This window comes from Stenotrophomonas sp. 22692, from assembly GCF_052045015.1.
Lineage (GTDB): Bacteria > Pseudomonadota > Gammaproteobacteria > Xanthomonadales > Xanthomonadaceae > Stenotrophomonas > Stenotrophomonas geniculata.
In genome coordinates this window covers 504,755-510,883 of sequence record NZ_JBQEMR010000001.1, presented here as the reverse complement: position 1 = coordinate 510,883, position 6,129 = coordinate 504,755, and the positions used below count along the sequence as shown (strand labels likewise).

Genomic DNA, 6,129 nt, shown 5'->3' with positions numbered 1-6,129 from the left:
TGGCGGGGTGGGTCCGGTTGCGGGGGACGCCGTAAACCCTTCCCTGGGGGCTTGGCCGCGGCATCCATGCCGCGGACACCCCCGCAACCAGACCCACCCAGCCTCCGACAGTTGGCCGCTGCTGTTGGTAGGTGCCGACCATTGGTCGGCATGCTGCTCCTGGTGGGTGTCGACCTTGGTCGACACGCTTGATCCACGGCATGGATAGATAGATGGCGCGTTTCTTGGCTGTGACGCGCCATTTAACCGGCGTCGGTTTTCTGGCCTACGGCTGCGGTGTCCAGCGGCCGACGTTCCGGCGCTGTAGATGCGCAGGGCTCCGACCCCGGGTTCTGGAAACACGAACGCCCGGGCAAGCCCAGGCGTTCGTGCCCCCTTCATGCTGGTAGCGCGCTTCAGCCGGCGAGTTCGGCCTGCTCGCGCTCGATGCCGTACTTGCGCAGCTTTTCCACCAGGGTGGTGCGGCGCAGGCCGAGCAGCTGGGCGGCGTGGGCGACCACGCCCTGGGTGCGTTCCAGAGCTTCGTTGATCAGGCCCAGTTCGATGTTGGCCATGTGGTTGCGCAGGTCCATGCCTTCGTCCGGCAGCGCCGCCGGTGCCGCCGGGCGATTGACGGCGATGCCGTGCTCCAGTGCCGGCTGGTTGCCGCTGCCTGGGGTGTGGAACGAGAAGCTGCGCAGGTCCAGGCGTTCTTCGTTGGCAACCGTAGCTGCCGGTGTCGGTGCAGCCACCGCCGCCAGTGCGGTGTCGCCACGGTAGCGGGCCGGCAGGTCCTGCACGCGTACTGAACCGCCCGGATGCAGCACCGCCAGGCGCTCGACCAGGTTGGTCAGTTCGCGCACATTGCCCGGCCATTCGTAGCCGGCCAGGGCCTGCAGGGCTTCCGGGGTGAAGCGCACTTCGCCACGACCGGTGCGCGCCAACTGTGCGGCGATGGTTTCCACCAGCGCCGGCAGGTCTTCGCGACGCTCGCGCAGGGCGGGCACGTCGATCGGGAACACGTTGAGGCGATAGAACAGATCCTCGCGGAACTTGCCTTCGGCGATGCGCGTTTCCAGATCGCGGTGGGTCGCGGCCACGACGCGCACGTTGCAGCGGATGGTCTGGTTGCCGCCGACGCGCTCGAAGCTGCGTTCCTGCAGCACGCGCAGCAGCTTTACCTGCATCGGCAGGCTCATGTCGCCGATTTCGTCGAGCAGCAGGGTGCCGCCCTCGGCCATTTCGAAACGCCCCTTGCGGGCGGTCAGTGCGCCGGTGAACGCACCCTTTTCGTGGCCGAACAGTTCGCTTTCCAGCAGGTCCGGCGGAATGGCGCCGCAGTTGATCGCCACGAACGGGCCATCACGGCGCGGCGAGCGCTGGTGGATCGCACGCGACACGACTTCCTTGCCGGTACCGGATTCGCCCAGCACCAGTACGGTGGTATCGAACGCAGCGACCTGCTCGATCATGGTGCGCAACGCAGTCACCGCCGGGCCGTTGCCGGTCGGGCCTTGATCCTGCGCGGCACCGGCCTGGTGCTCGGCGTCCAGGCGCTTGAGGCTGGCGCGGCGCAGCAGGGCTTCCATCTGCGCATGGCGCAGCGGCGTTTCCAGCGGCCAGATGTTGGCTTCGTGCAGGCCGTGCTGGCGGGCAAACGTTACCCCGTCACCATCGGCCAGCAGCACCGGCGGCGGCAGGCTGCTGCCACCCAGCCAGTTGTAGAGTGCGGTGCTGGCGGCGTTGTCGTCCAGGCTGCCGACGATCACCGCCATCCAATCGTTCTGGCGCTGGCGACTCAGGTCGAAGTCGGCCGCGTCGGACACCCAGCGCGGGTTGAAGTCCATGAATTCCAGCAGGGCAACGGTGCGCTCTGCGCGCACGGCGTCGTTGTCCAGCACCAGGATGCGCGATTCGCTCACGATCGATCCTCCCTGAGGCCTTCCAGGATCGGCATGACTTCCTGGATGTAGGACAGCTTGCTGACGAAATTGTCGGCGCCGGCGCGCAGCGCGTGCTCGCGGTGCTCGGCGTCGTCGAAGTGGCTGGCGATCACGATGTACGGTGCATCGTCCTGCGACTTGATCAGGCGGGTGGCCTGCAGGCCACCCATCTCCGGCATGGCCAGATCCATCAATACGACCTGCGGGCGCAGCGTTTCCGAACGCTCGATCGCTTCCAGGCCATTGCCGGCGCTGCCGACGATCTGCAGCCAGTCGATCTTGCGGAAATGGCGCATCGCCGCATTGATGAAGCCCTCGTGGTCATCGACCAACAGGACCGTGAGCTTGTTCATGTCCAACATCCTTTTCAGCCCACCCGGGCCAGCTGCGGTTGCCTGGCGCCAAGCCGGCGCCGTTCGCGGGCCGGGGCGATGTCCAGTTGTTCTCGGTATTTTGCGACGGTTCGGCGGGCAATGTTCACCCCCTGGCGCGACAGCAGGCCGGCGATGGCCTCGTCGGCCAGCGGGCGGCCGGCCGGTTCGGCGTCGATCAGGCGGCGGACCATGGCCTTCACGGCCTGGCCGGAAACGCTGGCGCCTTCCAAGCGCACGGCGAAGAAGTGCTTCAGTTCGAAGGTGCCGCGCGGGGTCTGCAGGAACTTGCCGGTGGTGATGCGCGAGACGGTGGACTCGTGCATGCCGATTTCCTCGGCCACTTCCTTCAGGGTCAGCGGCGCCATGGCCTCTTCACCACGCACCAGGAACGCGGCCTGGCGCTCGACGATCACCCGCGCGGTGCGCAGCAGGGTGTCGTAGCGCATCGACAGGCCGCGGCTGAACCAGCGCGCTTCCTGCAGCATTTCGCGCAGTGCCGGTGCGGCCTCGCTGGTCTCGGCCAAGGCCTGTTCGTACTGGCTGTTGATCGAGACCCGGCGGCTGGTGGCCGGGTTGAGGGCGACTTTCCACTGGCCGTCGGCGTGCCAGGCGACCACGTCCGGTACCACCACGGCATTGCGTTCGGGCAGCAGGCTGTCACCCGGGCGCGGCTGCAGCGACAGGATCAGGCGCACGGCTTCGCGCACGTCGTCGATCTCGGCGTCGTGCAGGCGGGCGAGGGCGGGGTAGTCGTGTGCGGCCAGTGCTTCGAGTGCGCCGTGGAGAATGCGGGTGGCCAGATGGCGGGCGGGAACCGCGCCATGCAGGCTGCGCAGCTGCGCCTGCAGGCCTTCACGCAGGTCCTGCGCAGCCATGCCGGCGGGCTCGCCGTGCAGCAGCTGCTGGCGGATGGCCTCGACGCCGTTGGCGGCGATATCGAACTGGGCGCTGGCAAGCAACTGCAGCTGGTCCAGCGGTGCCTGCAGGTAGCCGGCCTCGTCGCAGTGATCGAGCCAGAACGCGGCCACCGCCAGTTCGCGGTCGTCCATGTCCAGCGACAGGCGCTGAAGCACACGCAGCTGCGGGTCGGTCGATTCGCCGGCGGCGATGCGCGCCATACGGTCGTCGTCGCCGTCCTGCCAGCTGGCGCCGGCCACGTCCCACATCGAAGACTCCGGCAGCTCGTCGAAGGCGGCGGTGTCGATCGTCGTGGCGCTGGCCTCGGTGGCATCGGCTGCGGGCGCTTCGGCCTCATCGATCTCCAGCAACGGATTGGAGTCCAGCAGGCGCTGGATCTCCTGTTCCAGGTGCAGCCCATCGAGCTGCAGCAGCCGGATCGACTGCAGCAACTGCGGGGTAAGGTGAAGTTGTTGGCCCAGCTGGGTCGAGAGTGCAGCCTTCATCGTGGTTCCCCGGCACCGCTCCCCGGCGCCTTGTGGAACGCATCTTGCTTTTGATCCGGCGGGGGCGGAATCAGGGGGTTCCTGAGGGGCTTCGTGAATGTCCTGACAGGATGTAGGGGTATTCCCTACATCGGCGCGGAATGTTGACGATGATCGCGCCTAAGTTGCTGATTTTCTGTGTGGTTGCCGGGTTGACCGGGCTGCGCCGTGTACGGGTTCCTGTCGGAGCGTGTCAGGGTGACGGGAATTCGTCGCCGGTGCAGTGCCGGGCAGGGGTCAGATCCCTTTCCTGCGGAAAGGGATCTGATCCCATTCGCAGGCAATCACTCCAGCTCGTGCTGGTGGCGCGCGGCCAGCAGCAGCAGATCGTTGGCGCGGCGGCAGCCGAGCGATTCCATCATGCGTGCGCGGTGGGTCTCCACCGTCTTGACGCTGATGCCGAGGTCGGCGGCGATCTCCTTGTTGCTCTCACCCTTGCCGATGCGGCGCAGGATCTCGCGCTGGCGCGGCGACAGTGCGGCGATGCCGGTAGGTTTCTCGCGACCGAGCATCGGTGCCAGCATCTTGGCGGAGATCTGCGGGCTCAGGAACACCTGTCCGGCGTGCGCGGCACGCAGCGCCAGTTCCAGCTCCTGCGGCGCCGCATCCTTGACCAGGAACCCGACCGCGCCGCGATCGAGTGCATCGCGCACGTGCGCGGCGTCGTCGTGCATGGTCATCATCACCACCCGCGTGCCGGGAGCGCGCAGGCGGATGTCACTGAGGGCTTCCAGGCCGGTGCGGCCGGGGAGTGACAGGTCCATCAGGACCACGTCCGGGGCGTGCTGCAGGGCCAGCTGCAGTGCCTGCTCGGCATTGCTGGCCTCAGCGACGAGCTGCACGTCGGCAAACCCCTGCAGCAGCCGCGCCAGGCCGGCGCGGACCAGGGTGTGATCGTCGACGATGAGAACTCGCACAGGCACGTTGGAGGTCCGTGAGGGGAGTCCACCTTAACTTAGCTGAACGGGCGCGCCAAGGCTTGTCCATCCGCCGCCATGGTGGCAGGTTTCAACGGGCGCGGCGTGCTTCGGCCACCTGGCGGCGATGCAGGCGGAACAGATGCCGCTCCATCGCCATCTCCAGGCCATCGCCAAGACGCTGGAAACGCAGCCACAGGTAGTGACCACCGCCACCGTCCGCCGCTTCGGCGATCACTTCCACCGGCAGGTCGATATGGTCGGGCAGCCAGTCGCTGGGCTGCAGGCGCACCAGGCCAGCCTGTCCGGGGCTGGCGCCGCTACGCGGGCCCAGCTGCAGGCGGATGCCGCGGCGTGACCAGCGCACGGGGCGCAGGGTCAGTTCCTGGCCCTGCTGGCGTACCAGACGGCCGAGCAGCACCATGGCCAGATCCAGCTTGGCTTCCAGCCGCTGCAGCTGCAGGCTGGACTCATTGCGGTCGTCGTGCTCGTCGACGCGGCTGTCCTCGACCAGGGCCAGGCTGCGCAGCAGGCCTTCGGCACTGCTGGTACGACCAGCGGCGCTGCCTGCCTGGAACTCTGCCGGCAGCGCCAGCTCGCAGCTGAGCGTTTCGTCGAACAGCTCGCTTTCGGCCGGATGGTGCAGCGACGTGGTCGGCAATTGGGTCATGCCAGCGATTCTGCCTGCAGGTAGGCATGTGCCGCGCGAAGCGAGCGCTGGCCGTCGTTCATCAGCGCGGCGACGGCATCACGGCGCTGGCGCAGCAGGCCAAGCAGGTTCTGCTGGCGTTCGAACAATGCGGTCAGCGGGGCGTGGTCGGCGGCGGTCAGTGGCTGGCTGAGCAGCGCATGCAGCGTGCTGTCGTGACCGTCGAGCAGGCTGTCGGCCTGGTCGAGAGACTCTTCGCCCAGGGCCTTCTCGAAGGCGTCCAGCTGGGCGTGCAGTTCATGCAGGCTCATGGCGCCACCGCGGCCGGGCGGCGCTGTTCCTGCGGGATCGCATTCCAGGCGCTGTCGATCTCGCCCAGCAGCTGCAGCGACTCGTCCAGCGCGGCGCGGTCGTTGTGCAGATTGGCCTCGGTCAGGCGCTGCAGTACATAGTCATACAATGCCGACAGATTTCCGGCGATCTCGCCGCCGGCTTCATGATCCAGCGAGCCGTTGAGGTGGCCGACGATCGCGCAGACCTCGCCGATCGCCTTGCCCTTGCCGGCCTGATCGCCACGCTCGAGGCTGGCCAGGGCACGCCGCACGCGCTCCAGCGCGCCGGCCAGCAGCATCGCCACCAGCTTGTGCGGATCGGCATCGGCGACCGCACTGGTCACTCCCACCTGGCGGTACTGCTCGGCATATTGACGGCTGGAACCGTACATTCGTGATTCTCCTTGCGCGGGGTGCCGTCGGGCGATCGTGGGGACCGTTGCCGACGGCGCGGCGATGATTGCTGTTGCGTCCGTTATCGGTGCGTTACACG

7 protein-coding genes are annotated in these 6,129 nt (G+C 67.6%); all 7 read right to left on the bottom strand.

Annotated elements, in window-relative coordinates:
- Positions 1-395: 395 nt before the first annotated feature.
- The 7 genes from ACTJJM_RS02295 to fliS all read right to left on the bottom strand — a co-directional run bounded on the left by ACTJJM_RS02295 (position 396) and on the right by fliS (position 6,028).
- The gene (locus ACTJJM_RS02295; RefSeq protein WP_440865109.1) at positions 396-1,901 is read right to left on the bottom strand and encodes a sigma-54 dependent transcriptional regulator; all 1,506 of its coding nucleotides are present in this window, start codon (positions 1,899-1,901) and stop codon (positions 396-398) included.
- Positions 1,898-2,275, bottom strand: coding sequence for a response regulator (locus ACTJJM_RS02290; RefSeq protein WP_010485922.1), 378 nt, complete (start codon positions 2,273-2,275; stop codon positions 1,898-1,900). Before ACTJJM_RS02290 ends, ACTJJM_RS02295 begins: the two co-directional genes overlap by 4 nt.
- A gap of 14 nt (positions 2,276-2,289) precedes the next feature.
- Positions 2,290-3,699 (bottom strand): RNA polymerase factor sigma-54, encoded by a 1,410-nt coding sequence (gene rpoN / locus ACTJJM_RS02285; protein ID WP_312384680.1) that lies wholly within the window; start codon positions 3,697-3,699, stop codon positions 2,290-2,292.
- A gap of 323 nt (positions 3,700-4,022) precedes the next feature.
- A complete protein-coding gene (locus ACTJJM_RS02280) occupies positions 4,023-4,655 on the bottom strand; it encodes a response regulator (RefSeq protein WP_010485918.1) in 633 nt (210 codons plus the stop codon).
- Between the two features lie 91 nt (positions 4,656-4,746).
- Complete coding sequence (locus ACTJJM_RS02275; protein WP_010485910.1) at positions 4,747-5,325, bottom strand: PilZ domain-containing protein; 579 nt, start codon at positions 5,323-5,325, stop codon at positions 4,747-4,749.
- On the bottom strand, positions 5,322-5,615 hold the full coding sequence (locus ACTJJM_RS02270; RefSeq protein ID WP_010485909.1) for a hypothetical protein: 294 nt from the start codon (positions 5,613-5,615) through the stop codon (positions 5,322-5,324). Before ACTJJM_RS02270 ends, ACTJJM_RS02275 begins: the two co-directional genes overlap by 4 nt.
- Complete coding sequence (fliS, locus tag ACTJJM_RS02265) at positions 5,612-6,028, bottom strand: flagellar export chaperone FliS (protein WP_005409561.1); 417 nt, start codon at positions 6,026-6,028, stop codon at positions 5,612-5,614. Before fliS ends, ACTJJM_RS02270 begins: the two co-directional genes overlap by 4 nt.
- Between the last annotated feature and the right edge of the window lie 101 nt (positions 6,029-6,129).